Origin of the sequence: Pokkaliibacter plantistimulans, assembly GCF_003194385.1 — a bacterium.
GTDB lineage: Bacteria > Pseudomonadota > Gammaproteobacteria > Pseudomonadales > Balneatricaceae > Pokkaliibacter > Pokkaliibacter plantistimulans.
The window spans coordinates 17,498-44,111 of sequence record NZ_LAPT01000113.1; the positions used below are offsets into that span (position 1 = coordinate 17,498).

Sequence of the window (26,614 nt, forward strand, 5' to 3'; positions counted from 1 at the left end):
TATTCAGCGACCTGTGATCCGGCCCATGATGGGCCGGATTTTTTTGTGGTGTTCAGGCGGAAATATTGAGCATCGCCCCCATACGACTGTTCTGGTCACTGGGTAGGTTGGAGGAGAACTGGCTGAGCAGATCGGTCAGGGACACATTGCTGCCTGATACTCCCAGCGCCGCGAGCAGATCGGCGTACTTGGTTTCCAGTTCGGTAGTGGCGCTGCTTGAGTCGCCTGAGTTGATTTGAGTAATCAGGCTTTGCAGGTCGTCCTGCATCGGGTTCTGTGAACCGTAACCGCTATTGCTGGCACTGCTGTCGGTGCTGCTCACGCCCTGATCATGCAGGGTTGCCAGCAGGGTCTGCATAAAGTCCTGCAGCGCCGCCGTCTGTTCATCCGTTGACGTCGCCGACGCCGCTGTCAGGGCATCGTAGGTGGAGTCATCGGTACTGCTGTCATCGCTGCTGGTCAGCCCGGTATCGGACAGCGCGCTGGTCAGTGCCGTCAGCAGACTGTCCGACGACTGCGGGGGCGGCGGAGGGGGCGGCTCGATCTGCTGGGTGGTCTGGCTGTTACTGGTTCCCTGAAGTCGCAGTAGCTCCGAGGTGTATGCACTGGAACTGATGCTGCTGATAGATGACATGGTAACGCTCCTTCTGCCCATCCTCAGGCAGGGGTCATGGCATTGGCATGGTTAAGGTCTCGTGTCGGTACAGGCTGGCATATCACCACAGCGAGCCTGATACAGGCTCTGGCATTAAATGCGGGCGGTGCAGTGGATTGGCCACGGACAACTGAACAGATATAAGGCAATTCACTTGCCAGAATAGAAAGGATGAAAATAACTGGAATTAATTTCCGCGAAATGGAATGGCTGGGTAGGGTATTGGTAAGGCTAGTGTAAATATAAGGTAAATATCGAATTTCATGGAAATCGATAGCAAAGATGTTTACCTATTGACAAGGTTTTGTGGACATCCTGCTGAATGGGCTATTAATACGACGGCAATTCATCTCAGCCAGGCGGCATGAAATTGCCGCCCGGTGAGATGAAAAAGGGCAAGAGTGGCACCTGCTGGCAGATCGCTGACCGCCGCACAGGCGCAAGCATGCATGTGAGAGGATGCAGGCAGCATCAGCTTATGCCGAGGTGTTTACCATGCTGCCATTGGGCATGCCCTGCAGCGCGCTTTGCAGATAGCTCTGGGCCGACTCGATATCACCGGACGACAGGGCGCTGCCTACCTGGCTCAGCGCCTGCTTCAGCGGATTATCATCGTCGTCATCGCTGTCGCTGTCGTTGGCACTGAGGGCAGACACCAGGCTGTCGTAGGCTGACTGGGCGCTGTCGGTATCACCGGAATCCAGCGCATCCAACAGGCTGGTCAGGCTGTCACTGGAGTCCTTGTCCATCATGCCGCCGGGTGGGGGAGGTGGCATATCGCTGCCGCTGGGAGGCGTGGCACTGGCAAAATCGCTGGCGGCGCTCTGAATGGAACTGACATCACCGCTGGCCAGACCGGCTTCGACCTGCGACAGCAGGGTGCTGATAGGATCGTCGCCATCCCCTGCACCGTCCGGCTGATTGGCCGTCATGGCATCGTAGGCGCTCTGGATGGCATCAACGTCGCCTGAGTCGATGGCGTCGGTCAGGGCGCTCAGCTGGTCCTGAAAACCACCTGATTTCTGTGTGGAAGAGCTGCCCGATGTGCTGTAGCTGTACGAGGAGCTGGATATGCCAGAAATACTCATCTTTATTCACTCCATTTGCTGTTTTCGAATTGCCTTGGTAAATGCCTGAAATAAAAGGCTGATTTAACCCCGACACATTCCTGTTACAGCAATTATCAGACCCCGGGATTAATGTCTGACTATATCGGCCGCAAATGACGAGTATTGGGTAAGAAAGGTGTAAAACTGAGGTAAAGGTAATGTCAGGTTAGTTGCACACTGTGCATATTAAAATAGTGATGATGTGAAAGTGAATTACGGCGATGTATGAAATGAATATGTCGGCAGAATAACGATTTATTTAGAGGAATATCAATAATATATGCTGGCGAATTGGGTCGGCACAGCTTCCCGGTGGGCTGCTGCGTTGCGGATCATGCCCGGTTACTCAGAAGCCTGAGCCGGGCTGTGCCAGCCACTGTTGCTCATCGGCGCTGCTGCTGCGCCCCAGAATGGCATTGCGATGAGGGAAGCGACCAAAGCGTGCGATCACCTGCCGGTGACGCTCGGCAAAGTCGGTAAAACTGACAAAGGCCGCTAACTGTTGCGGATGCTGCCCGGCACATTGCTGTTGCAGCTCGGTGAACAGCGCCACGGCCTGGTGCTGATCTGCCAGCTGTTCACTGTGCTCCAGTGGCAGGTAGTAGAACACTCGGTACAGCAGCGGTACCTGCTGATCCATCCCCTGCGCTATGGCCGTTTTGGCCAGTGACAGGGCGGTGGCATCCTGAGCGAAGGCGTGCGGCTGGTCGCGGTAAAGATTGCGCGACAGCTGATCTAGCAGAATGATCAGTGCCAGCCGGCTTTCCGCCTGTTCCTCCCACTGGGCCAGCGCACCACAGCAGGCCTGCTGATGCAGCTTACCGAACTGCTGGCGTAACCATTCATCCTGCTGTGCCGACTTGCTGAACCACAGGCTGTGTTTCTGGGTGAGGGTGGTGGCCAGATCCGGGCTGTCGCCGAACCAGCAGGTGAGCAGTGCAGACCAGGCGGCCATGGTAGAGGTCCTCAGGATGATCAGTTCAGCAGGGCACGCAGGATATTTACTCCCAGATCGGTCATATCCTGTCGACTAGGGCCTTGCGCATCGGGGTGGGTGGTTGAAGGTTCTGCTGGCAACCGATACCAGGCGTATTGACCGGCAGGCAGACGGCGCTGCCAGTTTCCGGCCTGCGCCAGCCAGCTGTTCCCTTGCTGCTGCAGGCTGAGATAGTCGCCTTTCGGTACCTTGCGCTCGGCAATCAGCAACGGTGGCTGCACATCAATCTGCTGCAGACGGAAGGTGCCATCCTCTTCGACCTTGCGCATCACCAGCGTGCTGTCGTGGTCATGCCAGGGCAGGCTGCTGCAGCCGCCCAGTAGGGTCAGGAGCAGCAAACTAGGCAGGGAATGTCTGATTTTCAAGAAACACCTCTGCATCTTCCTGGCGGAAGAAGATCAGGCGAACCTGACGGATCTGGCTGTCGAGGGGCGGCTGGAGTAATCGCTCCGTCAGGACATGGGAGACCACCTGAGCGGCCTGTTCACGGGGGAAACCGTAGACACCGGTGGAGATGGCGGGAAAGGCCAGGGTATGCAATGACCGGCTGAGTGCCAGATCCAGCACATTGCGATAACAGTTGCCCAGCAGCAGGGCAGCCTTCTTCCCGGCAACATGGTAAATCGGCCCAACGGTATGAATAACCCAGGGCGCGGCCAGCTTGCCACCGGGAGTGATGACCGCCTCACCGGTAGGCAGGCCGTCAGGGAAGCGGGTTTGTCGCAGCCGCTGACAGGCGCTGAGGATGACCGGCCCTCCGGCCAGATGGATGGCGCCATCGACGCCGCCACCGCCCAGCAGGCTGCTGTTGGCGGCATTGACGATGGCATCGACACGGGCGGCGGTAATGTCACCGACTTCGACCTGTACCCGGCCATCAAGAAAGCCCACTGCTTCCATCACATACCTCGCTGTCATCGCTACGCGGGCGGCGGGGGGCGTTGCCGTCAGCGTTCCAGAGTATAGAACACATCGGCACCGCTGGAGGTGGTACCGGTCTGGGACTCAAAGCTGATGTTGCTGGTCAGCTTGTAACGAATCAGGAACTGGCTGCTGGGCTCGATCAGCCCCATGCCGTACTTGATATAGAGGTCCGGGGTCAGGTATTTGCCTATCGAAAGCGAGGCTTCTTCCAGCGTACTGCCTGTATCAATACCGATGGTATCCAGATTCAGTGCCTTGCCGACATTGCCCAGCAGCGCGTTGCCGCCTTTGGCGCCCAGTGCCAGTGCCGCATGCATCATCATTTCCTGCTCAGAGGACGAGGATGCATCCGGGCTTTTGCCCAGAACCAGATAGGACAGCAGGGAGCTGTCCGGCATTGATGGCGTGGAGAACAGTGACATCTTCGGACTGCGTATGGTGCCGCTGACCTGAGCGCCCACGGTAACGTCATCCTCGTCAAACTCACGGGTAACACGCATATCCAGCCCGGGGTTGTCGACCGGGCCACCGGTGTACACCAGACTGCCGCGGTTGATGTTCAGATCCTGACCGTAGATGGTGTACTGACCGGCAGCCACATTGATGTTGCCAGTGGCGCTGGCGGCGCGGTTGTTGGTCTGGTTAACCAGAATGCTGCCTTCCAGACGGCCCTTGAAGCCATAGGCGTTGACGTTGACGTCCTTACCCAGCGTCAGGCGCAGGTTGACATCCAGCCCCTGTTTACCGGGTAGCGGCGAGTTATCCTGCTTGCCTGTGACGATCACGGTGTCGCCTGAGGAGGTGACCGCCGAGCTGAGCTGAGGAGGCTGGATAAGGGCTTTGGGAATCGTCAGCTCACCACGTACCTGTACTCTTTCCGGATCGACTCTGATGGTCATATCCGGTGAGATCCACGCCTGAATATCTTCGGTCCCCATGGCCTGGAAGTCCTGCCCCTTGAGGGTCATGTCGACCTTGCCCGCCAGGGGCGCCAGACTGCCGCCGATAGCGATATTGCCCTTGCCGGAATCGACCTTGCCAGTGATGGTCATCATCTCGGGATTGTCCGGCGCATCGGCCAGTTCCAGTTGCATGTTCTTCAGCTGCAGCCCGGCGACGGGTACTGCGGCACCAGCATCATACAGCCCAAGCTTGCCGCGAATGGCCGGTTGCTGCAGGGTGCCGCCCAGATTCAGGTTGCCCTGCAAACGGCCAGAGACATCCTGCAGGTCAGGGGCGAAGACGCTGACGATTTTCAGATCCTGCATCTGGGTAGACAGATTGCCACTCAATAGCTGCTTGCTGCTCATGCCCTTGATGGCGACGTTGGCCTGCAGGTCGCCCTTGACCTCGGCCAGCTGCAACCGCAGCTGGGCATTGAGGTTGTCGTTTTCAGCTTTGGCAGTCAGGCTGACCTGATTGAGACTGACGCTGAGGCCGGGGTCATCCAGAGTAATCTTGCTGTCCTGCAAAGCCGCATTGGCAGTGAACCGTGGCGCTTTGCCCGGAGCCTGACTGAAGTCTGCATCGGCATTCAGATAACCGGCGATGTCGCTGGTGCCGGGCAGGAAGGCGGTCAGCATGTCGAGCGGTAGCTGGCGCAGGTCAACCTTGCCCTGACTGCCTTTGCTGCCTGACCACTGGCCACTGCTGCACAGGCTGGCCTGACTGCGTTCACGGTTCAGGCAAAAGCTGCCAAGGCTGGCGGCAGTGGCGCTGGCCTTGAGCGCGGCAGGCTGGTGCAGCTGCCAGTGACCGGCATCGTCGTTACGCAGATCAAACTGGCTGATCTGGCCGCTCCAGTTGTCTTTATTCCAGCCACCGCTTAGCTGGGTCTGCAGTTGCAACAAGGGGCCTTTGGCGGTGAGATTCAGGCTGTGTTTCTGTTCCACGCCCTGTCCCTTCAGTACCACGCTGTCCAGACGCTGACCACCGGCATAGATTTTACTGGCTTCGATATCGATGGCTGCCGCCTGCTGCCAGCTGAGGTCGAGGGCAATATCGGCTTGCAGACTGTCCAGCCGTGAATCGGTGTAACCCAGCTGACTGGCATTGATCCGGGCTTTCACGGCAGGCGTCAGGCGCTGACCGGCGAGGGTGCCGCTGGCATCAATACTGCCGCGTGCCTGTGGCAGCAGCTTGTTGAGGTTACTGGCTTGCAGCTTCCAGTTAAGATCGAGCTTGTCATTGACCCGTCCGGCGGTCTGCAGATGGGCATTGCCCCAGCTCAGATCCAGTCCGTCGATGTTGATGTCCTGACCGGCCATGGTCACCTTACCCTGACCTTTCAGCGGCTGCTGATGCAGACTGCCTGACAGCTGTTCGATGACGGCGGTCAGATGGGGGCCATCAGCCTGCAGTTGCCCTTCGCTGCTGATGGCAAAGCCGACCGCACCGGCCAGATCGGGCCACTGCTTGCCGGGGTTGAGCTTGTCACCCTTGAGTGCGAGCTTCCAGCCAGGCTGAGGCGCCCAGGCCAGCTGGCCCTGGCTGCTGAGCGTGCCGCCCAGCGTGTTGATCTGCAGGTTCAGATCCCGCAGTGCCTCGGTACTGCCCTGGCCCTGCAAGCTGATGGTCGCAGCGGGAATATCGGTACCGGCGACTTCGGTATGCAGGGCCAGCTGATAGTTATCCAGCGGGCCACTGAGGCTGACTTCACCCTGCGGGCTCTGATACTGGGCTTCGCCCTGCAGGGGGTAGCGCAGGCGCTGCCAGTGGCCCTTGAGATCAAAGGTGGGAGTCTGCTGCAGGGCGGCAATACTGCCTTGCAGCTGAACCTGACTGTTGCTGTCCGGCAGCAGCAGCTGTAACTGCTGGATGCTGACCTGCTGCAAGTCGGTCGTGGCCGCCAGTTGCAGATCGGTCTTGCCCAGCTCTGGCAGTTCGGTATGCAGACTGGCCTTGGCCTGAATCTCCTGCAGGGTGCCACTGCCGGTCAGCTCGCCATTCAGCAGGCGGTCCTGCAAGTCCGCTGACACCGCGCCCAGCTGTATATCCTGCAAGGCCAGTTTGACCTTGAACGCCAGTTTGCCCAGCGGGTCGCTGGCCTCGGCATCAAGTTTGAGCTGCCCGGGGCCGCTGATCAGCTGGGTCAGCTGCAGCTGCTGCAGATCACCACTGAGTCTGCCGCTGCCATCCAGCACCGGCTGCTGCGGTAGTGCCAGATGCCACTTCATCTCCAGTGTGAGGGGGTACTTACCCACAGGCTCAACCTGACCTGTGATGCTGGCGCTGGCGATGGGGCTGTCGAGAGACAGGGTCTGCAGTTTCAGTACGGTGCCTTCGTTGTGGGCACTGAGGAGCAGCTGTTTGATGTGCTGGGTAGCGGGCGGTTCGCCGCTGCCCGTGGCGGCGGTGGTCAGGCTGGCATCACTGAGTTCAATATGGTCCAGCTGCACGCCCAGCGGTAAGGCGATGTCAGGCAGCGTCAGCGGCTCGGTGCCGGGTTCGCTGGGGGATGACGGTGGCAGCTGAACCTGCAGACCGCTGGCCAGCAGGTCTTTCACATGCAGGGTCGGCGCTGACAGGCTGAGCAGGGCCGCCGGCTGCCAGTTGAGGGTCAGCTGTTGCAGACTGACCTGCAGCTTGCCGGTGACATCCTGATAGCGGATATCGCTGAGCTGCAGATGGCCGAGCAGGGTGCCCTGAACCTGACCATAGCTGAAGTGCCCGGGGATGAAGCCACGGGCCTCATTCAGCAGAGTGCGGGTACCTGAGGTGCTGCCGGCCAGCCAGCCGAGGGTGGCGAGGAGCAGGACAAGCAACAGGCAGAGTACGGCCAGCACAATGCGCAGCAGTCGCCAGGGCAGCGACAGGAGCGTAACAGAGGGTGAAGATTTCGGCGGCTTGGCAGCGTCAGCACTCACAGATCAGGACCCAGGGTAAAGTGAATTCGGAACGACCGTTCATCATTGAGCGGCTTGGCAAGATCAATGCGGACCGGTCCTACCGGAGACTGCCAGCGCAGCCCGAAACCGGCACCGGTGACCATCGACTCGCGGTAGTCATTGAAGGCATTGCCGGTGTCGACAAAGGCCGCAACACGCCAGTCTTCCTTGAACTGATAGTCGGCTTCCACGCTACCCACTACCAGGTATTTACCGCCGATGACCGAGCCTGAAGAGTTGGTTGGCCCCAGCTCCTTGTAGCCGTAGCCACGGATGCTGTTATCGCCACCGGCATAAAAACGATGGGAGGTGGGGATCTGATCGAAGTCGCCCGCCCAGGTAGCACCGAGGTCAGCGCGGGTCAGCAGGCGGGTGCGTGGTGTCAGGGTGGTGACGTACTTACCGCTGGCTTCGGCCTGTACGAAGTTAGTGTCGGACAGGACGCTTTCCGCCGCGCCCCGCAGTGCAAAGGACAGGCGATAACCTTCCGTAGCACGCAGGGGATTGCGGGAGCGGGTCACACTCCAGGTACTGCTGGGAATCAGGAACAGCGAACTGTATTCCTCGTCATCAACGGTGTAGTCCTCCTGCTCCAGATCGAGGGACATGATGCGCTGCCAGCCGTTATCCAGTTTCTTCTGCCAGCTGGAGCCCACCGCCAGCGTGGTGGAGTCGGTGGTGTCGGAGTTTTCCGTGCTGTACTGGGTGCGGAAGGTGTACTGATCGGTCTGCGGGTGCTTGCCGGGGATGATGTAATTCAGCACCAGATCATTGTTGACCTGAGACAGCAGGATCGAGGTGTTGAAGCGGTGGCCACGGTCATTGATCCAGCGGCGGGTCTGGTCAAACCGCATGCGTGCACCGGTGTCGGTGCCATAGCCGACCCCGAAGCGGTAGCGTGTGCGCTTGTTGGGTTCCAGCACCACATCCACCGGCACCTCGTCGCCCTGGGCTTCATCCCATTGCGGCTGGACTTCCACCCGGCTGAAGTATTCGCTGTCGACCAGACTGCTCTGCAGATCCAGCAAGCGGCGGGTGGAGACGTAGTCGCCACGCTCGAAGGTGACGTAGCGCTCCAGCAGCGACTTGCGTACCGGTGCATCAGTAAAGCGCACTGCGCCGATGCGGTAACGCGGGCCGGTGTCCAGTATCAGATCGATATTGGCCTGATAGTCGGCCATGTCGATGGCCAGTGTCTGGGTGGTGAAGTGGGCATCGTAGTAGCCCCGGTCCGCTGCCTGTGACTGCAGCCTGGATTTCAGTGCTTCGTAATCGGCATGGCGCAGGGGCTTGCCGCTCTTCAGGCCGCTGTCCCTGATAATGTCCTGCAGCACCCGGTCCTTCTCCCCCGGGCCACTGATCTGCACATTGATCTTGCCGTAGGGAATGGCGGTATCCGGATCGATCACATAGTGGGCGATCCAGTTGTCACCCTGCTGTTCCAGGTCGCTTTCAATGTGGGGGCGATAATAACCGAAAGGCGCCAGCGCCTGAGCAATCTGCAGCTCAGCCTGACGATGCAGGTAGCGAATACGTGCAGGGCCAGGCAGCGTGCCCTTGGTCAGCTTTTCGATACCGAGGTAGGCTTCGACGTTGTCGGCCAGCTCGCCCTTCACCCCTTCAATCTTGACCTTGAGGGAGGGCGCGTCGGCAGCCCAGGCGCTGTAACTCAAGGTCAGCGCCGTGACGAAGCTGAGACGCCTGATGAGATCCTTCAAACCCAAATCCTTGCTCACTGCAATATTGTCAGGACAGCACAATCACTCCGGGCTTAGAACGTGCTCACGTTCTTACGCCGCAACCTTGCAGGTGGGCAGGGTTCAGAGCAATCACACTTGGTATCCAATAGCACACCATTGTGCGAGCTTCAGTAAAGCAGTGTAAAGGCTGAAAGTGTAAGGGCATGTTTGGTGGCATGCCCCGACGGCTAGCTGCTGGGGTTATTTTCGGTGCGGATGGCGGGCAGGCTGGTCTGCTGCAGGTAGGGTGCAAGCTCACTGGTTGGCAGTGGCAGACTGTGCAGGAAGCCCTGTATCTCATCACAGCGCATGGCCTGCAGGCAGCGGGCATCCTCTTCACTTTCCACACCCTCGGCCACCACCTGAATCTGCAGGCGGTGACACAGGGCAATGATGCTGTCGACGAACTGCTGCTGGCGTTGATGCTGGCTCAGTTGCTGTACCAGACTGCGATCCAGCTTGAGGATGTCGATTGCCAGTGCTTTCAGTGTTGTCAGCGAGGAAACGCCGCTGCCAAAGTTATCCAGTGCGACACGAATACCCTGATCCTGCAACGCTTTGAGGATACCGGTGCTGCGCTGCAGATCCTGAGTCAGGGTCGCCTCGTTGAGCTCCAGTACCAGCTGTCGTGGCCGCAGTACATGACGTTGCAGAACCTGATTGATCCAGCTCGGCAATGCCGGGTTGAACATGGAAATGGACAGGTTCAGCGCCACCTTGATGTCATCTGGCCAGCGCACTTCACTGTGGTGGTAGTCGTACTCCAGTCGTTCAAACAGCCAGTTGCCCAGCGCCATACCCAGACCATGGTTCTCCGCCAGCTCGAAGATCTCGATGGGGTTAATGGCGTCATAGTGGGGGTGGTGCCAGCGCAGCAGGGCTTCGATGCCCGTGAGCTGACGGTCGGCGGCGCGGTACAGCGGCAGGTAATGCAGCTGCAGCTCGGAGGTGGCATCACAGAACTGCAGCTGGCGTTTGAGGTCCAGCAGCAGCGTGGTCTGGCGGGTCTGATGCTCGGCCATTTCGGCACGGAACAGTTCAACACGGGTGGTGGAGCCAGCACTCTTGGCCTGATACAGCGCCAGTGACGCCGCCTGCAGCAGTTCGGCCGGTTGCAGACCGTGCAGCGGGAAGATGCTGACGCCCACGCTGGTATCGATCTGGGTCGCCCGGCCCTTGATAAAAAAATCAAACACCAGTGACTGCCGGAAGTAGCGGGCCAGATCCAGCGCCTCGCTGTCGTTCTGCAGGTTGTTGAGAATCACTGCGAAGTTGTCGCCATCCAGCCGCGCCACCAGATCCTGCCGGCGCACATGCTCACGCAGGCGCTGGGCGACTTTTTGCAGCAGTTCATCGCCCTGGCGGTAACCAAGGTAGTGATTGATTTCCTTGAAATGATTGAGCTTGATCAGGCACAGGGCAAAGTGGCTGTCGGGCTGACGTGAGTTTGTGCAGCTGGCTTCCAGACTGTCATTGAACAGGCCGCGATTGGCCAGCCCGGTCAGCGGGTCCTGATGGGCCAGACGGTTGAAGCGTCTGGCCTGTCGCAGCAGGGTGATGATCAGCGTCAGCCCCACGGCAAACAGCCCCGCCAGCAGCCAGGCCAAATGCTTCTGTGACTCCAGCACCCCCTCGTACATCTTGGTGGATTCCTTGCCGGTGAAGTTGAGCATCACCAGCTCCCGCACCTGCTGTACGTAGGGGTAGAACTGTTGGGTCAGCAGTTGCTGCTGCGCCTTGTCACCGGCCTTAAGGTCGGTAATACGCTGTTCATTGTCCTGCAGGGTGTTGTAGAGATTGCGAATCTTGATTTCGGCATTGAAGCGTGCACGCAGGGTGCGGTTCTCCTTGCCCACCAGAAACACGTTGAGGCGGTTCCACAGCAGGTCATAAGAGAACATCAGCTGGTTGTGATCGATGGCGTTGGCGCCATACAGGGCAATGTTGGTGTAAAACTTCTGCAGCTCCAGTTCCAGCTGTGCCAGTGACCAGGCGGAGTACTGGATATGGTTGGAGACCAGTCGGGCGGTGCGGAAGTGATTGACCATGGAGAACACAGACGCCGTCAGAAAGACGGCAGCCAGCAGATAGAGAAACAGGAGCCGGATTCGCTTCATGGCCAGACGTCAGTTGACCGACAGCTGGCGCAGATGCCAGACCATCACGCTGTAGGTGGCCGCTTTTTTCAGCTCGGGATGCTGATCCAGTGGATACATAACCCAGACCGGTCCCTTGTGACGCACATCCATCACTTCACCATCCACATGGGTTGCTAGCAGGATGTCGTAGTTTTGGGCATCGGCGACGGGAATATCTGCCTGATAGTCATTCAGCGCCTTGGCGGTCACGGTGTCGCCCGTGGCGCCCAGACTGCTGAGCAGATCACGCAACAGCACACCGCTGTAGTCGTGAGGTGTTTCACTCCAGGGGTGGGTGGTCTGGTAATGGGACTGGGGTAGGGCATCGAGCATGGCCAGATCGAAGTCGGCGCTGTTGTCGTGGTTGCTCCGGCTGATCTTGCCATCGACGCTGAGGATGATGTCGCCAGTTGGCGCTGGCAGCGCATCGGCCCAGGCAGTCATAGCAGTGAGCATCAGGCTGACGGTCAGCGCCAGACGGCAGCTAAAGCGATTCATGCAAGTAAGATCCATCTTCGTGTTTTACCTCAACGGCAGATAGGCCATCACGGCCATTCTGTTACTGATACGGTGATTCGGGTTTCAGTTGGTAACAGCGTGCTTAAGCATACCACCTCATTCCCCCCGACTCACCCCGGTTATACCTTGCCTTGCAAGGTCGCCACTGCATGAGTGTGACTGGCAGGTGCTTAGCTAATCCTATTCCGGCAAGTGATCCAACCGGCCGACCGGCCGGTAAAAGCAGTGGCAAGCGGAATTTGCTGACCCTGACAAGCCCGAGCTGAGTGGCCGTGCTGAATACCCTTGTTCCGACACCGGCGCCTTATGCGCCGTGCTGCTATCGATCATTGAGGAGAGTCTTGTCGTGGTTGCTGCACATCATCGATGCCATGTGCTTTGGCGTTCACTGCGTTACAGGATCAGCCTGTTGCTGGTGGCCATCACGGGCCTGGCAGGTTGCACGGCCGTACCCAGGGGGGTAACGGTGGTGGAGCAGCTACCGCTGCAACCCTATCTCGGCCGCTGGTATGAAATTGCCCGTCTTGATCATTCCTTCGAACGCGGGCTGAGTTGCGTGACTGCCGACTACAGCCTGCGTGATGACGGCGGGGTGCGGGTGATCAATCGTGGTTATGACCCGGAAGCAGCCAAGTGGCGCGAGGTCGAAGGCAAGGCCTATCGCAATGGTGAAGGCGAGGAGGGGCGGCTGAAGGTGTCGTTCTTCGGGCCGTTTTACGGTGCCTACAATGTAATGGCTGTCGATCTGCAGCAGGGCTACAGCCTGGTTGCCGGCCCTGATCACGACTATCTGTGGATACTCGCCCGGCAGCCCAGCCTGCCTGCGGATACCTATCAGCAGCTATTGCAGCGGGCTGCCGCCGCAGGCTTTGTGACGGATGATCTGATCAGGGTTGAGCAGCAGGCGTGTCCTCAGCCGTGAGAACGTCGGATGATCTGCGGGCTTGTAAGATCGTGAGCAGGTTCTGAGCATGCATTCTGAGAGTGTGTTCCAGACGCCTGCTTATCTTCTATGCGTTACCACGTGCCGGGAGCGGCTCAGTTGCAGGCGCCCATCCCCAGACTGAACAGGCGGGCGGTTTTGGTAGAGGGTAAGGTGGCCGGTACAGGGATTTCCCGCTTGAGCAGATTGAACAGCATCATGGCTGCCTCATCTTCATGTTTACCGGCGCGATAGCTCAGCTCCGCCGCCAGTGGCCGCCCGTCAGGGCAGCGCCACAGGCTGGCTTCCAGCGTGATTTTTACCTCCTTGTCTGACTGCAGCACTTTGCCGAGCTGCCAGTTCTCTTCGATCAGCCCCTTGTCGGGCCATGACTGCCAGTGTGCGCTGGGGGTTATCGCCAGCTGCTGCAGTTGCCTGTCGGTAGGGCGCTGCCTGAAATCACGGCTCTGGCTGACATCCCAGCCAGCGCGGCTGTACTCGCGCTCGCTGTCGAAATCCTTCATGGCCTTGTCGTCATGCTGGCGGGTTTTCAGACGCCAGTCGCTCTTGCCCCCATCGAGAGAACTGCGTTCGCGCAGCAGCCAGCCCTGCTGGTGCAGGCTGCCGTCTTCATCATCCCAGAAACGTACCTGACGGCCCGGCAGGGGTTTGAGCTCACCGTCCAGCCGCAGGCCGCCGTCATCGTGGCGCAGCCAGTTGCGAACATGCTGCTGCCATTGCCGGATGTTATCCAGCGGGTCCTGACGGTTGAACTCGACGAAGGCGGCAGGGTTGATGCTGAGCTTGTATTCATCAGCCGCCTGCGCCACGAACGGTGCAGTACCCAATAACAGGTAAAACAGAGAGCGTAATAGATGCATGGTAGCCCTTGCAGTTAGCCGGTGCTGACAGAGGAAGGCCTTATCCTACCTGTCCGGGTCAGCGGGGGCGATAGGGTTGTGGTTGGGCTGGGTATGACTGGTCGGTGGCTCGCTGGGCGCCGGTCCCAGGCTGTGATGATTGGGCAGGCAGATACGAATTTCACTGTCACTGCCATTCAGCTGCAGCCGCAGATGCCCTTGATGGCGGGCGACGATACGGCGACACAGCACCATGCCGATGCTTTCCATTACCGGCGCGAATGCCCCGCGCAGGGCAAAGCCGGTCTCGTTGGTGGCACAGACATCACTGCCGAGGGCATGCAGATAGACTTCATTGGGCAGCTCAGGGCGACAGGCCAGCAGTGCTGCATGCAGCAGTTCGCGCAGTAGCTGCATCATCTGCTCCCGGTCGGCCAGCAGGGTGGGCAGCGGTTGCAGATGTACCCGTAGCCGGGCCAGTTGCAGGCGTTCCTGCAGCTCATGCAGGACTTCATCGACCAGCTGGTTGAGGTCCAGACGTACCGGGTTGGTGGGGCGAATGTGCATGCGATTGAGCAGCAACAGTTCACGCAGGGTGAAGTCCATCCCCTGCAGCAGATTGCGCAGTTGCTGTGCCGGTTGGGGCAGGCGCTGCTGCAAGGCCGGATTGGTCTCCAGCAATTGTTGTAGCAGGCGCATGGCCTGCTGTACCGGTTGTTGCAGGTTGGTGGTGGCCAGACTGGTGAACTCCACCAGCTCGCGGTTGCTGACTTCCAGCTGCTGCACGTAATGGTTGAGGGTGCGGTGCTGTTGCTGGCGCTCGGAAATATCCAGCGCCAGTAGCGCCCAGCGCATCTGCTCCTTGTCGTGCAGCAGGAAGGCGCGAATCTCCACCGGATAGTTGGTGCCATCGGCGCGTTTGAAATAGCTCTCGAACTGGGTATCGAGGCCACGACGCTGCAACAGGCTGCGCAGGCTCTGCAGAGTCTGCTCAAGGGCATGAGGGGCGACGATGGCGTACAGGTCATTGATCACATGGCTTGAGCTGTAGCCGAGATTGGCCATGGCGCTGTGGTTTAGTTCCAGCAGATTGAAGTCGCTGTCGAGAATCAGGATTTCGTTGGAGGAGGCCTGAATCAGGCGGCCAAGGCGGGCATTCATCTTCTCGGCTTCCTGCAGGGCACTGAGATCCTGAATACCCACCACGAACAGGCGCTGATTGTTGTACCAGGTATCGTTGATCGACAGGCAGATCGGAAACTCATGGCCATCGCGGTGACGGGCGGTGACGTGGCGCAGCAGGCCGATGATGTCGGAGTGGCCATCGGTCAGGTAGCGCTGGAACAGTTCATCGTGGCGCTCGGCACTGGATTCCGGCATCAGAATCTTGATGTGCAGACCCACCATGGCGTTGTTCCTGTAACCAAACAGCTGTTCGGCGGCGGCGTTAGCCGATTCGATGGTGCCCTGTTCGTTGACGGTGAGAATGCCGCTGATCACCGTATCCAGCACGGTCTGCAGTTTCGCCTCATTGGCCTGCAGGGCTCTTTCCCGCCTGCGCAGGGCTTGTCCGAGGCGACGCAGGCCAGTGTAAAGCGTGCCGATTTCATCATGAGGCATGGGCTGATGGGGCAGGTGGTACTCGCCTTCCGCATAACGCTGCACCCAGCTGGACATAGCCACCAGCGGTAACAGTGAGCGGCGCATCAGCAGGATGCAGGCGGTGGTGCCCAGCAACAACACGGCGAAAAACCACAGCCCGGCGTTGAGCAGCAGCTGTTGCAGCGCATCGGTCATGGACACGAAGGGCACCAGCTGGGTCAGAGTCAGGAAGCTGTTGCGGTCACTGCCGGGCAGGTAGACCTTGACCAGTGAGGCATAGTAATCGTTGCCCTGATAGTGCACTTCCTGATTCAGCTGGCTGTATTGCGGGCTCTGAAACCAGCCGGCATAGGCTGGCATGTCATCTTGCAGGCGATGGCTTTCGCCCTTTTCAAAGGCAAAACGATAGGCCGGGTTGGGATGGTAGAGGTAGTCGCCAGTGGCGTTGGTAATAAAGAACGGATCATGCACCACCACGCTGCGATCGAGCAGGGCGGCCACGTTGATATTGATCACCAGCAACCCTAGCGCCTTGCCGTTGCTCCAGCCTACCGGCATGGCCAGTCGCAGGGTGCGCAGCTGTTCGGTTTCGATCTCGCCGTGCTCCTGATTGAGATCGATGGGGGAGGCGTAGATTTCTCCCTGCTTGAGCTGCTGCGTGGCCTTGAAGTAATAGCGATCGGACTTGTCCTGCAAAAAGGCGGCGGGCACTTCGCGGATATTCTTGCCGTTGCGTTCGACCCGTAGCAGCTCCATGCCGGGGTGGTCGGCATTGTCGATCACCCGCAGCTGGAAGTATTCCGGTATGGCCTGTAGCCGGGCGCGCAGGATGGCGCTCAGGGCGTTGTGCAGCACGCTGGTGTCAAGGCCGGTACGTGGCGACTTGCCACCGGCCTGCATCGACAGCAGATAGCCATCCAGCGCGGGAAGCAAGGCAAGGAAGCGAATATCGCTCTGGTATTGCAGCAGGCTGCGGCTCATCTCGTCGGCTCGTTGCAGCAGGCTGGTATGCAGGGCGGTGGTGGCGCGCTCCTGTACCAGGGTACTGGCCTGATGCAGGAAACCGGCACCCACCAGCAGACTGGTCACCACGACGCACAGGGCGCTGAGCAGGGTGACCTTCTGGGTCAGAGTCAGTCGCATGGGAAGCCCTCTCTGTGTCCGTACAGCGAGTAAACCGGCCGTCGACAAACAATCTGCGCTGCTGAGATGCCATCAGCAACAGGCGAAAGGGGCATGTCTGTATATCACCTCCCCGTTTTCGCCTGTCTTGTACGCGTCTCTGCTGCCCCGATAACGAAATTCACCGGCTTGTTGAAGGTACTGCGTCTTGAGAAGTCGCTTTGTCAATATTGGCAGTCTAGTAGGCCGGAAAGGGGAGCATTAGAGCGTTTTGTTGGAGTGATTGCTCAAATACTGATCACTTTGGAATAAGTTGCTCCGGTCAGGGTGATCCATGCCACACGCCGCCGTGTATAGATTGCTATTCCCTCCTTTTAGCCCACTGCCCCTGTGAGTCATGGCCAATCTGATTTTGCTGCTCGGTGATCAGCTCAGTGATCGTATCAGTGCCCTGCAGGCCGCTAACCCGGCAGAAGACCGGGTAGTGCTGGCCGAGGTGCTGAGTGAAGCCAGCCACGTACCCCACCATCCGCAGAAAATCCTGCTGATTTTTGCCGCCATGCGGCAGTTTGCCCGGCATTTAGAGCAGCAGGGCTGGCAGGTCAGCTATCAGCGGCTGGACGATGCGGATGCGCTGGGTGACCTCGGTCAGGTGCTGCAACGCGAGCTGGCGCGTGGCCACTACGCCAGAGTGATCATGACCCACTGCGGTGAGTATCGGCTGCACCGGCAGATGCGCCGGTGGCAGGCCGAGTGGCCGCTGCCGGTGGAGATCCGGCCTGACACCCGCTTTATCTGTCCGCTCAGGGTATTTCGTCAGTGGGCCGAAGAGCGCAAGGAATGGCGCATGGAATATTTCTACCGGCTGATGCGCCGCCGTACCGGTCTGCTGATGACAGCGGAAGGCAAGCCGGTGGGGGGCAAGTGGAACTTCGATGCTGACAATCGCCGTGCCTACGACGGTAAGCGACCACTTCCCCTGTTACCGACTACAACGCTGGATGAGGAAGGACAGACGCTGGCGGCGATGATCGCCGGGCGGTTCAGCACCCATTTTGGTGACCTGCAGGCGTTCCACTGGCCGGTCAATCGCGTTCAGGCGCTGCACCTGCTTGGTATCTTTATCGAACAGGGGCTGCCGGGCTTTGGCGACTATCAGGATGCCCTCAGCAGCCAGTCGCCCTTTCTGTTTCATTCGCTGCTGTCGTCCAGTATCAACATCGGCCTGCTGGATCCGCTGGAGGTTTGTCAGCAGGCCGAGGCGGCCTACCATGCCGGTCAGGCGCCCCTGAATGCGGTGGAAGGCTTTATCCGGCAGATCATCGGCTGGCGTGAATACGTGCGCGGCGTGTACTGGCAGACCATGCCGGAGTATGCCGAGAGCAATGCGCTGGCGGCACAGCGGCCGCTGCCAGCCGCCTACTGGGGCGCACCGACAGGCATGGCCTGTATCCGCGAGGTAGTGAGTGCGGTGCGGCAATACGGCTATGCACACCATATTCAGCGGCTAATGGTGACCGGTAACTGGGCGCTGCTGCTGGGCGTGCAGCCCAAAGCCGTGTGCGAGTGGTATCTGGCGGTGTTTGTCGATGCCTTCGAGTGGGTAGAGTTACCCAACACGCTGGGCATGGCGCTGCACGGTGACGGCGGCTTGCTGGCGTCCAAACCTTACGCGGCCAGTGGCAAATATATTCAGCGGCAGGGTGATTACTGTGCCGGATGTGACTATCAGGTGAGCCGCGTGACCGAGCCTGACAGCTGCCCGTTCAACAGCCTCTACTGGCATTTCCTGAAGCGTCATCAGGCGCGTTTTGCTGAGCATCCACGTATGGCCATGATCTACCGCAACTGGCAGCGCATGGAGGCCGGGCAGCAGCAGGCCATTCTGCAGCGGGCCGAGTGGCTGCTGGAGCATATCGACCAGCTCTGACTTCTCCCCTGTTACCGGACGGCGCAGAAACGCTCTGGAAACGCCTCAGCAGGACTTGCTTAAGCTCTGAAACACTCCGCCCCTGTGGCTGAAACATTTGCACCCCTATATAGCAAGCACTGTTGGCGAAAAGTGATCGCTGACGCGGCGGTGAACCGTGCGGGCTGATGGCAGTCGGTGCCGGACAGACTCACCGCCGAACTCCGCCTGTTATTGACTGGCAGGCGGCAGGGATCAAGCCCTGTGCTGACGGCACAGACAGAAAGGAGAAAGGTGATGGATGTAGGTGTTTATGGTGGTTTTTTCGGTCTGGTTATTCTCGCACTGGATATTCTTGCCATTGCCAGCATCCTCAAGAGCTCCTACGGCGGCGTAGGTAAGTTCATCTGGATTCTTGCCGTACTGGCCCTGCCGGTGCTGGGAATGCTGGTGTATTTCCTGGTAGGCAAGCGTGAGTCGTTATGACCGTAATAGCCGCAGGTATTCATCGGCCTGTTAACAGGGAGACCCTCAGGGCGAGGGCACAACATTGATCAGGGGTGGCTGAAAACCTGATTCCAGTCAAAGGCGAAGACCCCGGTCCCGGCCTTTGTGAATGTTGTTAAGTAAAAGGAAATATCCATGAAAGCAATCAATCGTGTAGCGTCTGTTGTGGTTCTGGGCAGTGTGTTGGCGCTGGGTCTGGCCGGTTGCAACAAGGATGACGAAGCCAGCAGTGCTGGCAGCCAGAGTAACACTACCCAGCAACAGGAAAGTCAGCCTGCAGCAGATACAGGCTCCTCTTCTTCCATGGTCACCCCCGGCGCGACCGACTCCGGCAATAGCGCAGGTTCCGGCACTGATACCGGCAGTATGAGCGGCTCCGCTGGCGCTACCACCGGTGGTACTGGCAGCAACCCTGATACCTCATCATCCACGACGGTGCCTGACAGTGGCACCTCTGGCTCTGCCAGTCAGTAACAACCAACACGATTCACGTCACCGAACGGCAGACCACGGCGGCAGAACAGCCGCTGCGGCTCTGCAGTGATCCACAGGAACATCAGAAAAGGATATTCACCATGCCAGGTTTACGACGCACTTTTACCGTCATTGCCCTGAGCAGCCTTATGACGTTGGGTCTGGCTGCCTGTGACTCCGATGATGGCCCGGCCGAGCAGCTGGGTGAAAAGATCGATAATGCGGTCACCAGCGCAGGGAATGCGGTGGAAGACAGCTGTGAACAAGCCAAACAGGAGCTGGGTGCCAGCGATACCCGTTGCTGAACTCCGGGCGCTCTTGCCTGACTCAATGGATCCACCGATAGCGCTATCCCCATGGCGTTATCACCCGGCCAATACGCCTTGCGTAGCGGCTTCTCCAAGTAGATGTCCAACCCGTCAGGGGGCGACATCTTGCCTCCGCAGCTCGCCGATTAGACCGGCTGCGGGGGCTTTTTTACACCTCTTCATTCCGCCTCCTTCAGGGCTCTTTTCACACGGATGAACGTCATCGAATGACCTTTACTGAATAGTTTCAGCTAAAACAAATTCGGCAATTATGCAGATTTTTCACTGTTGGCAGGAGGCAGCGCTGTGATCCTGCCCAGACCGCTAAAACCGGGCTGTTTGCGATTGAGCTGATGCAGGTCAAGGGATAGAGTGGCGCAGCTTCTGTGTGCGGTGCTCCGCCGTGCAGATCGGATTGTTATCCAGACACGCTGGCTGGCAATCATTCTTGTCGCTATGGATCCAACCATGTCCCTCGCTACCCCTAAAGAAATCGCCGATGCTGTTGTTCAGACCGGCGTGCGTAAAAGTTCTCTCGCGCTGCTTCCTCTGTTGATTCTTGGTTTTATGGCAGGCGCCTTCATTGCTTTCGGCTTTCTGCTGGATATCCGGGTGACGGCACAGCTGCCGCACGACTGGGCATCACTGTCCCTGTTTCTGGGGGCGGCGGTGTTTCCGGTGGGGCTGATCCTGACGGTACTGGCCGGTGGTGAGCTGCTGACAGGCAATATGATGTTCATGGCCACCGCCCTGTTTTCCGGCAAGATTGGCCTGCCCGCCTTGCTGCGCAACTGGCTGGTGGTCACGGCGGCCAACTTTATCGGTGCAGTATTTATCGCCTTTTTCTTCGGTCACTTCCTCGGTCTGGCCGAAGGAGCCTTTCTGGCCAAGAGCGTGGCCATTGCCAAGGCCAAGGTGAATGAGGATTTCCTGCATACCTTCATTTCCGGCATTGGCTGTAACTGGCTGGTCTGTCTGGCGATCTGGCTGGGTATGTCGAGCAAGGATGTGATGGGCAAGATCATCGGCATGTGGTTCCCGATCATGGCATTCGCTGCCATTGGCTTTCAGCACGTGGTTGCCAACATGTTCGTTATCCCGCTGGCGATCTTTGTCGGTGAGGTGAGCTGGGCACAGTATTTCAGTAACTTTGTGCCGGTGTTTCTCGGTAACGCCGTGGGCGGTGCCCTGTTTGTTGGCATCGCCTACTACGTCGCGCTGGTGCGTCAGCCCGCTGTGGTCAGCGTCTCCCTGAATGAGCGTGGCGCTGCTCAGGCCTGACAGGTGACTGAGCATTAACCGCTGCCAGCGGTAAATGAAAAGGGAGTCGAGTGAATCGACTCCCTTTTTTCACTTCACCATGACTCCAGCACCGAACTTCGCTGGACTACGCCGAAGCCCGATACAGCAGGTTTATCAATGACTTAGGCGAGTTCAATATATGCCGGTGCCTTCCGAAACCTGACCTGGCTTCCCCTCTGCTGGCCCCTAGAAGGCTCCTGGGAATCGGGTCTTTCCGAGGAGTCATCATGGCGAAAATCAAGCTCACCAAGTCCGCAGTCGATGCGGCGCAACCCCAGGCGCAGGCCGTCGAACTCCGGGAAACGCTGGTGCCCGGCTTCCTGTGCAAGGTTACACCAGCGGGCCGCAAGGTCTTCATGGTTCATACCGCACCAATGCCGGATAGCGCCGCAAGCCTGCCCTGGGCCTGTACGCGGAATTGACCGTCGAACAAGCCCGATCGCTGGCCCAGGAATGGCTGGCCGAGGTTCGCCGGGGCGGCGACCCTGGCGCGGGCAAGGCCGCCGCCCGTGCCGCCCCCACGGTCAAGGAGTTGTGCGAGAAGTTCATGGAGGATCACTCCAAGCAGCGCAACAAGCCCAGCACACAGGTCGGTTACCAAAAGTGCATCAATAACAACATCATTCCGCTGCTGGGCCGCATGAAGGTGTAGGACGTGAAGCGCCCGGACGTGGCCAGGGCGATGAAGAAGATGGCGCACAAGCCAGCGGACGCGAACCGCACGTTCAGCGTGATGCGTAAGATGTTCAACCTGGCCGAAGTGTGGGGCTACCGGCCAGACGGCACCAATCCGTGCCGCTATGTCCCAATTTACCCCAACGGCAAGGCCACCCATCTCATCAGCGACGAGGAAATGGGCAAGCTGTTCCGGTATCTCGACTTTCTGGAAACCGATGGGCTGGGCCTGGATCACGCCATCCTGCCGCTGGCCATCCGGATGCAATTTGAGTGTGCGGGCCGCCGCTCCGAGATCATCACACTGCAATGGGACTGGGTGGATTTGGAGAACCGGCGCGTGGTCTGCCCGACAGTAAGACCGGCGGCATGTCCAAGCCCTTGAGCGACGAAGCCTACCGGCTCCTGTCCACCGCGCCGCGCGAGGACGGTTGCCCGCACGTGTTCCCGTCCCCGAACCATCCGGGGCAGCACCTGACCACGGGCGAGTATTACGGCGGCTGGACGCGCATCCTCAAACGTGCCGGTGTGAGCCATGTGGGCACGCACGGCATCCGACACCGCTCGGCCACCGACATTGCCAACTCGGGGATTCCGGTGAAAGTGGGCATGGCGCTGACGGCGCACAAGACCGTGGCGATGTTCATGCGCTACGTCTACACCGAGGACAAGCCGGTGCGCGAAGCGGCCGAGTTGGTGGCGAACTGGCGCATCTCGCCCTGCAGAGGCCACAGCATGACCAAGAAAACGCTGACGACGACGGGGCAATCCCCCGCCGTCTTGCCTGCCGGCTATGCCGGCATCCACAGCGGCATCGTGAAACTGCTCGATGCCGCCCGCCAGGCGGCGCGCAGCGTCAATGCGCTGATGACGGCATGGGGTTCAGCTTATTGCCGTGGCGGCCAGTGATCGAGTCGCGGTTGGGGCAGCGGCTCTCCGCGACAGTGCGCGGCGGTGGAGTGTCTTGGTCAGTTGGACGAGAGAAGGGCCTGCCGCTTGGATAAGCCGTTATTTGACAAGGCGTCTGACACCCTAGGCAACAACGCTGCGTAAACGTAGGTGAGTCATCCGTGCACTGGCAAAGCCCCGCCTGTTTTGATCTCCTGCAGCGTGAAGCTGGTGTAGACATCTGCAACACCAGGGAAGGCGCGGATCTCCCGGACCAGCTTGGCGAAGGCGTCGTGATCGCCTGCCACCAATTCGATTTGGTAGTCGTACCCGCCTGAGAGGTTTTGGCAGGAAATGGCCCCTGCCAAGGCAACGACTGCGCGCTCGAACGCAGCGGCCGTCGCCAGCGAGTGGTCCTTCATCTTAAGACTGACGAATCCGTGGACGCTCAGTCCGAGCTGCTTTCGATTCAGCTGCGCGTGATAGCCCAGGATGAAACCCGCTTGCTCCAGCATTTGAACTCGGCGCCAACACGGCGACTGCGACAGTGACACTTTTTCTGCCAGCTCGGCCACCGTAAGTCGGCCGTTCGCCTGCAGCGCCTCCAGGATCTGGCGGTCTATGCGATCGAGATCGCTCATAGATTTGGAGCTCATGCCACCACTCACTTTGGATGATTCTTCCAATATTCTAGTTGTTCATGGGTGATTTTGGTAATTTTTTTCCGCCGGAAGGTCCGATAATCCAAGTGATGAAGAACTCGGATTCAAGCTGCAGTGATCGCTGGCGGCAGATCCTAACACCTGAAGGCAAACCATGACCTACGACACTGCGTTCCCCCCTCAAGCCAGGCCCTCCATCCGGGGGCTTGCAGGCTCCCTCATTCGAGAGGTTGCAAACAGCGGCATGGGCCGAGCCGACGTTGTACCGTTCTGGTTCGGAGAATCAGATCAAACTACCGCCAGCTTCATTCGCGATGAGGCTGCGCGCTCGTTGGGGCAGGGCGAGACTTTCTACTCCCAGAACCTAGGACGCCCCTATCTGCGAGAGAGCATCGCGAACTATCTCTCGGGCCTGCATAACCGAGATATCTCGGTGGACCGTATTGCTGCGATCAGCTCCGGTGTGACAGGTTTGTTGATTGCGTCGGAACTGCTGTTGTCCGCACAGGATCGCGTAGTTGCCATTACCCCTTTGTGGCCCAACGTTTGCGAAATTCCCAAGATCCTCAGCGCCCAGGTTGAACGCGTTTCTCTGAGCGTTCGCGGTGGTCGCTGGACACTTGATCTTGATCGGCTGCTGGATGCACTGACTCCGGGAACAAAGGCGCTAATCATCAATTCGCCGAACAACCCTACGGGTTGGACCATTGATGAAGAAGGCGTTGTGGCGATCTTGCAGCACTGCCGCAAGCATGGCATCTGGATCGTTTGTGATGATGTTTACGAGCGGTTGGTCTACGACCCGAACCAGCGTTCGGCTCCGTCGTTTCTCAAGCACTACGAAGCGGGCGACCGGATCATCTCGGTCAACAGCTTTTCAAAAGCTTGGTCCATGACTGGCTGGCGTGCAGGCTGGATGGTGGTGCCACCGGAACTCACTGCGGACCTGACCAAAGTCATTGAGTACAACTTCTCCTGCATGTTCGAGCCCGTGCAGCGCGCAGCCGCGATTGCACTGCAGCAAGGTGAGCAGGAAGTCGCTCGCCTGAGGGGGATGCTTTCGCATACGCGTGGGCTGCTGTCGAGTGCTCTTGCATCGTTGCCGGGCGTCGAAGTACCAGACGCGGGAGGGGCCATGTACGTCTTCTTCCGCATCGCCGGCCATGACGATTCCCTGGCTTTGGCGAAACGACTGGTGAGCGAAGTGGGCTTGGGCCTCGCTCCTGGTTCAGCTTTTGGTCCGGAGGGCGATGGGTGGCTGCGTTGGTGCCATGCCGTCAGCTCGGACGCCAAGTTGCTGGACGGCGTTGACAGATTGAGCGGATTCCTCGCACGCAGCAAAGCCTGACCCACCCATCAAATTCAAAAAAGGTATCAGCATGAACTCCTTTGAAAAAGGTACCTTCGTTGGTCGCGCTTGGTCGTCGGCCGCAGACGGTCCCATCTTGGTTAAGGTCGCTCAGGATCTGGTCGTCGACATCACGTCATCGCGCACGCCAACGATGCGCGATCTGCTGGAGCTACCCGACCCTGCTGCCTGGCTGGCGACGCAGCAAGGCAGGCCGATCGGCCGCCTTGCCGACTTGCTCGATGGAAGCATCAAGGACGTCGTCCTCCTGGCCCCCTGTGACCTGCAGGCGATCAAGGCCTGTGGGGTCACCTTTGCGCGCTCGATGGTTGAGCGCGTGATTGAGGAACGCGCCGCCGGCGACGCTGGTGCCGCCAATACCATTCGCGAGCGAATCTCTGGCCTCATTGGCGACAGCCTGCGCAACGTGAAGGCCGGTTCCGAGGACGCGGCGCGCATCAAGGAGGCGCTGATTCGCGAAGGACTGTGGTCGCAGTACCTGGAGGTCGGTATCGGACCTGATGCCGAGGTCTTCACCAAAGCTCAAGCCATGTCCGCAGTTGGCCACCTTAGCAATGTGGGTCTGCACCCAATTTCGACGTGGAACAACCCGGAGCCAGAGGTCGTTCTGGCGGTGGACAGCCAAGGCCGCATCAAGGGGGCCGCCCTCGGCAATGATGTCAACCTGCGTGACGTGGAAGGCCGTTCTGCGCTCCTGCTGGGCAAGGCGAAGGACAACAACGCCTCGTGCGCGATCGGCCCATTTATCCGCCTGTTCGATGACACCTACGGTCTTGATGACGTGCGAGCCGCTGACGTCGATCTGCACGTAGAGGGGCCGGATGGATTTGTGCTGCGCGGCAAGAGTTCGATGAAAGAAATCTCGCGCGATCCCCTGGATCTGGTGGCCCAGACCATTGGCGCCCACCACCAGTACCCGGACGGCTTCATGTTATTCATGGGAACGCTGTTCGCGCCGACCGAGGATCGTGGAGAGCCTGGGCAAGGCTTCACACACAAGATGGGCGATGTCGTGACCATCTCCAACGACAAGCTCGGCAGTCTTCGCAACACCGTTCGCTTGTCCACAGAGTGCCCGCGCTGGACCTTCGGTGCATCACATCTGATGCGCAACCTGGCTGGGCGCGGCCTGCTAGTCAATGAGGAGAACGCATGCGGGTTTATCAGAACCTAATCGCCGGCGAATGGGTCGGCTCCGATGCCGTCGAGAACATCAACCCGTCAAACACGGCCGATGTGATCGGCTTGTACGCTTCGGCGTCAGCGAACGAAGCTCGGACCGCCATCGTTGCAGCGAAAGCCGCGTTTCCGGCCTGGTCCCGAAGTGGCGTGCTGGAGCGCCACGCCATCTTGAAGAAGGCGGCCGACGAGATTGTTGCGAGGAAGAATGAACTTGGCCGCTTACTTGCGCGCGAGGAAGGAAAGACTCTCGCGGATGGTATTGGCGAGACTGTGCGCGCCGGACAGATTTTCGAGTTCTTCGCAGGCGAATGCCTGCGTTTGTCGGGCGAAGTGCTTCCTTCCGTGCGTCCTGGCGTGGGCGTGGAGATCACTCGCGAGCCCGTGGGAGTGGTGGGCATCATCACTCTCACGTTTTCGTGCCCGACCAGCGTGAAGGCTGAACTGGACCGCTACGCCTCGCTGCACGCGCAGACCTGCGGCGAAGCGGTTGATGTGGCCACGCTGATCCCATTCATGCTGGAGATGTTTATGGCGGGGGATCGGGGCTTCAGGAAGGGCAGTAAGGCCAAGGCTGCCATCCCGAAGCCAAGTTGACGCTGTAACAGCGCATCACTGGTTCAAACCAAAACGCGCAGCCCCAAGCTGCGCGTTTTGATTTGAGGAGCGTGTACAGATGCTTGCTGGGATGCTCCTGGCTTTGCTACCGCAACGCTCCTGCGTGGCTCCTAGCCTGCAAAGCCTCGAAAGGCTCCGATGCCACGAATACAGGCTAACTTATTGTCCTGCAAGGACTTTTGTGCTGATGTCAGTTTCCACTAGGGACGTGACATCGGACATTTTTCATGGACGGGTGGCTGCGTGGCC

26 protein-coding genes are annotated in these 26,614 nt (G+C 59.2%); 14 read left to right on the forward strand and 12 right to left on the reverse strand.

The features are described 5' to 3' along the window. Positions 1–52: 52 nt before the first annotated feature. The 9 genes from WH50_RS21200 to WH50_RS21240 all read right to left on the reverse strand — a co-directional run bounded on the left by WH50_RS21200 (position 53) and on the right by WH50_RS21240 (position 11,947). Positions 53–634, reverse strand: a complete 582-nt coding sequence (locus WH50_RS21200; RefSeq protein ID WP_104153132.1) for a hypothetical protein — start codon at positions 632–634, stop codon at positions 53–55. A 497-nt stretch (positions 635–1,131) separates the two neighbouring features. Continuing rightward, on the reverse strand, positions 1,132–1,743 hold the full coding sequence (locus tag WH50_RS21205; protein WP_110189237.1) for a hypothetical protein: 612 nt from the start codon (positions 1,741–1,743) through the stop codon (positions 1,132–1,134). Between the two features lie 367 nt (positions 1,744–2,110). Beyond that, complete coding sequence (locus tag WH50_RS21210) at positions 2,111–2,719, reverse strand: DUF924 family protein (RefSeq protein ID WP_110189238.1); 609 nt, start codon at positions 2,717–2,719, stop codon at positions 2,111–2,113. A 20-nt stretch (positions 2,720–2,739) separates the two neighbouring features. Then, positions 2,740–3,126, reverse strand: coding sequence for a hypothetical protein (locus tag WH50_RS21215; protein WP_133251395.1), 387 nt, complete (start codon positions 3,124–3,126; stop codon positions 2,740–2,742). Continuing rightward, entirely contained in the window at positions 3,101–3,661 is a 561-nt protein-coding gene (locus tag WH50_RS21220; RefSeq protein ID WP_110189240.1) for an O-acetyl-ADP-ribose deacetylase, read from the reverse strand. Before WH50_RS21220 ends, WH50_RS21215 begins: the two co-directional genes overlap by 26 nt. A 47-nt stretch (positions 3,662–3,708) precedes the next feature. After that, the gene (locus WH50_RS21225; RefSeq protein ID WP_110189241.1) at positions 3,709–7,551 is read right to left on the reverse strand and encodes a translocation/assembly module TamB domain-containing protein; all 3,843 of its coding nucleotides are present in this window, start codon (positions 7,549–7,551) and stop codon (positions 3,709–3,711) included. Further along, complete coding sequence (locus WH50_RS21230; RefSeq protein ID WP_110189242.1) at positions 7,548–9,290, reverse strand: autotransporter assembly complex protein TamA; 1,743 nt, start codon at positions 9,288–9,290, stop codon at positions 7,548–7,550. The genes WH50_RS21225 and WH50_RS21230 overlap by 4 nt, the downstream gene beginning before the upstream one ends. A 209-nt stretch (positions 9,291–9,499) precedes the next feature. Next, complete coding sequence (locus WH50_RS21235; RefSeq protein WP_110189243.1) at positions 9,500–11,428, reverse strand: putative bifunctional diguanylate cyclase/phosphodiesterase; 1,929 nt, start codon at positions 11,426–11,428, stop codon at positions 9,500–9,502. Between the two features lie 9 nt (positions 11,429–11,437). Further along, complete coding sequence (locus WH50_RS21240) at positions 11,438–11,947, reverse strand: putative pterin-binding protein (RefSeq protein ID WP_243410209.1); 510 nt, start codon at positions 11,945–11,947, stop codon at positions 11,438–11,440. Between the two features lie 367 nt (positions 11,948–12,314). On the opposite strand from WH50_RS21240, the gene WH50_RS21245 reads away from it, so the two are divergent. Further along, positions 12,315–12,890 carry a lipocalin family protein gene (locus WH50_RS21245; RefSeq protein ID WP_459536955.1) on the forward strand — a complete coding sequence of 192 codons (576 nt, stop codon included), beginning with the start codon at positions 12,315–12,317 and terminating at the stop codon, positions 12,888–12,890. Between the two features lie 116 nt (positions 12,891–13,006). Here WH50_RS21245 and WH50_RS21250 read toward each other — a convergent pair whose 3' ends face one another. Further along, positions 13,007–13,771, reverse strand: a complete 765-nt coding sequence (locus WH50_RS21250) for a hypothetical protein (RefSeq protein ID WP_110189244.1) — start codon at positions 13,769–13,771, stop codon at positions 13,007–13,009. A 45-nt stretch (positions 13,772–13,816) separates the two neighbouring features. Next, positions 13,817–16,495, reverse strand: a complete 2,679-nt coding sequence (locus WH50_RS21255) for a PAS domain S-box protein (protein WP_110189245.1) — start codon at positions 16,493–16,495, stop codon at positions 13,817–13,819. 376 nt (positions 16,496–16,871) lie between these two features. On the opposite strand from WH50_RS21255, the gene WH50_RS21260 reads away from it, so the two are divergent. From WH50_RS21260 to WH50_RS21290, 10 genes are all read left to right on the forward strand, one after another. Continuing rightward, positions 16,872–18,404, forward strand: coding sequence for a cryptochrome/photolyase family protein (locus tag WH50_RS21260; protein ID WP_110189246.1), 1,533 nt, complete (start codon positions 16,872–16,874; stop codon positions 18,402–18,404). A gap of 276 nt (positions 18,405–18,680) precedes the next feature. After that, positions 18,681–18,869, forward strand: coding sequence for a PLD nuclease N-terminal domain-containing protein (locus WH50_RS21265; RefSeq protein WP_110189247.1), 189 nt, complete (start codon positions 18,681–18,683; stop codon positions 18,867–18,869). Between the two features lie 156 nt (positions 18,870–19,025). After that, positions 19,026–19,364 carry a hypothetical protein gene (locus tag WH50_RS21270; protein ID WP_110189248.1) on the forward strand — a complete coding sequence of 113 codons (339 nt, stop codon included), beginning with the start codon at positions 19,026–19,028 and terminating at the stop codon, positions 19,362–19,364. Between the two features lie 101 nt (positions 19,365–19,465). Then, positions 19,466–19,669, forward strand: a complete 204-nt coding sequence (locus WH50_RS21275) for a hypothetical protein (protein ID WP_110189249.1) — start codon at positions 19,466–19,468, stop codon at positions 19,667–19,669. A 471-nt stretch (positions 19,670–20,140) separates the two neighbouring features. Beyond that, positions 20,141–20,953, forward strand: coding sequence for a formate/nitrite transporter family protein (locus tag WH50_RS21280; RefSeq protein ID WP_110189269.1), 813 nt, complete (start codon positions 20,141–20,143; stop codon positions 20,951–20,953). A 248-nt stretch (positions 20,954–21,201) separates the two neighbouring features. Then, complete coding sequence (locus WH50_RS27330) at positions 21,202–21,396, forward strand: hypothetical protein (RefSeq protein WP_459536954.1); 195 nt, start codon at positions 21,202–21,204, stop codon at positions 21,394–21,396. Further along, positions 21,393–21,626, forward strand: coding sequence for a tyrosine-type recombinase/integrase (locus tag WH50_RS27335; protein ID WP_459536953.1), 234 nt, complete (start codon positions 21,393–21,395; stop codon positions 21,624–21,626). The genes WH50_RS27330 and WH50_RS27335 overlap by 4 nt, the downstream gene beginning before the upstream one ends. Before the next feature lie 3 nt (positions 21,627–21,629). Next, positions 21,630–22,034 carry a hypothetical protein gene (locus WH50_RS27340; protein ID WP_459536952.1) on the forward strand — a complete coding sequence of 135 codons (405 nt, stop codon included), beginning with the start codon at positions 21,630–21,632 and terminating at the stop codon, positions 22,032–22,034. Then, positions 22,019–22,558 carry a tyrosine-type recombinase/integrase gene (locus WH50_RS27345; protein WP_459536951.1) on the forward strand — a complete coding sequence of 180 codons (540 nt, stop codon included), beginning with the start codon at positions 22,019–22,021 and terminating at the stop codon, positions 22,556–22,558. The genes WH50_RS27340 and WH50_RS27345 overlap by 16 nt, the downstream gene beginning before the upstream one ends. Next, a complete protein-coding gene (locus WH50_RS21290; protein ID WP_110189250.1) occupies positions 22,525–22,653 on the forward strand; it encodes a DUF3363 domain-containing protein in 129 nt (42 codons plus the stop codon). The genes WH50_RS27345 and WH50_RS21290 overlap by 34 nt, the downstream gene beginning before the upstream one ends. 60 nt (positions 22,654–22,713) lie before the next feature. On the opposite strand, the gene WH50_RS21295 is transcribed toward WH50_RS21290, so the two are convergent. Then, positions 22,714–23,178, reverse strand: a complete 465-nt coding sequence (locus WH50_RS21295) for an Lrp/AsnC family transcriptional regulator (protein ID WP_207780417.1) — start codon at positions 23,176–23,178, stop codon at positions 22,714–22,716. Between the two features lie 175 nt (positions 23,179–23,353). Between WH50_RS21295 and WH50_RS21300 the strand changes: the two genes are divergently transcribed. Genes WH50_RS21300 through WH50_RS27045 form a run of 3 tightly spaced genes read left to right on the forward strand, consistent with a single transcriptional unit; the run spans position 23,354 to position 26,344 of the window. Next, entirely contained in the window at positions 23,354–24,547 is a 1,194-nt protein-coding gene (locus tag WH50_RS21300) for a pyridoxal phosphate-dependent aminotransferase (RefSeq protein ID WP_110189252.1), read from the forward strand. Positions 24,548–24,578: 31 nt separating this feature from the next. Further along, positions 24,579–25,742 carry a fumarylacetoacetate hydrolase family protein gene (locus WH50_RS21305; RefSeq protein WP_110189253.1) on the forward strand — a complete coding sequence of 388 codons (1,164 nt, stop codon included), beginning with the start codon at positions 24,579–24,581 and terminating at the stop codon, positions 25,740–25,742. Beyond that, complete coding sequence (locus WH50_RS27045) at positions 25,721–26,344, forward strand: aldehyde dehydrogenase family protein (protein ID WP_110189254.1); 624 nt, start codon at positions 25,721–25,723, stop codon at positions 26,342–26,344. The genes WH50_RS21305 and WH50_RS27045 overlap by 22 nt, the downstream gene beginning before the upstream one ends. The last annotated feature ends 270 nt before the right edge of the window (positions 26,345–26,614 follow it).

Coding starts and splice junctions, on each gene's coding strand:
- WH50_RS21200 (WP_104153132.1), bottom strand. CDS start 634: ATGTCATCTATCAGCAGCATCAGTTCCAGTGCATACACCTCGGAGCTA.
- WH50_RS21205 (WP_110189237.1), bottom strand. CDS start 1,743: ATGAGTATTTCTGGCATATCCAGCTCCTCGTACAGCTACAGCACATCG.
- WH50_RS21210 (WP_110189238.1), bottom strand. CDS start 2,719: ATGGCCGCCTGGTCTGCACTGCTCACCTGCTGGTTCGGCGACAGCCCG.
- WH50_RS21220 (WP_110189240.1), bottom strand. CDS start 3,661: ATGGAAGCAGTGGGCTTTCTTGATGGCCGGGTACAGGTCGAAGTCGGT.
- WH50_RS21235 (WP_110189243.1), bottom strand. CDS start 11,428: ATGAAGCGAATCCGGCTCCTGTTTCTCTATCTGCTGGCTGCCGTCTTT.
- WH50_RS21240 (WP_243410209.1), bottom strand. CDS start 11,947: ATGAATCGCTTTAGCTGCCGTCTGGCGCTGACCGTCAGCCTGATGCTC.
- WH50_RS21250 (WP_110189244.1), bottom strand. CDS start 13,771: ATGCATCTATTACGCTCTCTGTTTTACCTGTTATTGGGTACTGCACCG.
- WH50_RS21255 (WP_110189245.1), bottom strand. CDS start 16,495: ATGCGACTGACTCTGACCCAGAAGGTCACCCTGCTCAGCGCCCTGTGC.
- WH50_RS21260 (WP_110189246.1), top strand. CDS start 16,872: ATGGCCAATCTGATTTTGCTGCTCGGTGATCAGCTCAGTGATCGTATC.
- WH50_RS21265 (WP_110189247.1), top strand. CDS start 18,681: ATGGATGTAGGTGTTTATGGTGGTTTTTTCGGTCTGGTTATTCTCGCA.
- WH50_RS21270 (WP_110189248.1), top strand. CDS start 19,026: ATGAAAGCAATCAATCGTGTAGCGTCTGTTGTGGTTCTGGGCAGTGTG.
- WH50_RS21275 (WP_110189249.1), top strand. CDS start 19,466: ATGCCAGGTTTACGACGCACTTTTACCGTCATTGCCCTGAGCAGCCTT.
- WH50_RS21280 (WP_110189269.1), top strand. CDS start 20,141: ATGTCCCTCGCTACCCCTAAAGAAATCGCCGATGCTGTTGTTCAGACC.
- WH50_RS27330 (WP_459536954.1), top strand. CDS start 21,202: ATGGCGAAAATCAAGCTCACCAAGTCCGCAGTCGATGCGGCGCAACCC.
- WH50_RS27345 (WP_459536951.1), top strand. CDS start 22,019: ATGTCCAAGCCCTTGAGCGACGAAGCCTACCGGCTCCTGTCCACCGCG.
- WH50_RS21290 (WP_110189250.1), top strand. CDS start 22,525: ATGGGGTTCAGCTTATTGCCGTGGCGGCCAGTGATCGAGTCGCGGTTG.
- WH50_RS21295 (WP_207780417.1), bottom strand. CDS start 23,178: ATGAGCGATCTCGATCGCATAGACCGCCAGATCCTGGAGGCGCTGCAG.
- WH50_RS21300 (WP_110189252.1), top strand. CDS start 23,354: ATGACCTACGACACTGCGTTCCCCCCTCAAGCCAGGCCCTCCATCCGG.
- WH50_RS21305 (WP_110189253.1), top strand. CDS start 24,579: ATGAACTCCTTTGAAAAAGGTACCTTCGTTGGTCGCGCTTGGTCGTCG.
- WH50_RS27045 (WP_110189254.1), top strand. CDS start 25,721: ATGCGGGTTTATCAGAACCTAATCGCCGGCGAATGGGTCGGCTCCGAT.